The 432-nt window shown below is 47.9% G+C and carries 1 protein-coding gene; it reads right to left on the bottom strand.

What is annotated here, in order from left to right; genetic code table 11:
• Window positions 1-432: CurL C-terminal domain-containing protein (locus UYK_RS24195; protein ID WP_040469207.1), on the bottom strand; the 432-nt coding region annotated here is incomplete at both ends.

The raw sequence follows: 432 nt of genomic DNA, 5'->3' as shown, positions 1-432 counted from the left end.
AAACACGACTGGACATTGACCTGGTTTATGGTGGTGAGTGAAAACATGTTGCGGGTCTTGGTCGGTTAAGGCTTTCACTGCGTCTTCAAGGGAGTTGCAAACTACTATGCGACGATAATCGAAACTTCGCCGACCAACTTGTAGGGTATAAGCCACATCAGGTAGGTGAAGATCGGGATGTTGTTGGAGGTGAGCAATTAAATTTGCTGTGGTAGTTTCTAGGGCTGTGCTGGTTTTGGCTGAAAGCACCAACAATTGCCAAGGACGTGAGTGTAGAGACGTGCCATGGCACATCTCTACAACTGGCGCTTCTTCCAAAATCACATGGGCGTTAGTTCCTCCAATACCAAAAGAACTGACCCCCGCGCGGCGAGGTATACCATTTGTTTTCCATTCGGTAAGTTTAGTATTGACGTAGAAGGGGCTGTTGGC

This window comes from Fischerella thermalis PCC 7521 (assembly GCF_000317225.1).
GTDB lineage: Bacteria > Cyanobacteriota > Cyanobacteriia > Cyanobacteriales > Nostocaceae > Fischerella > Fischerella thermalis.
This window is presented reverse-complemented; position numbering and strand designations above follow the sequence as displayed.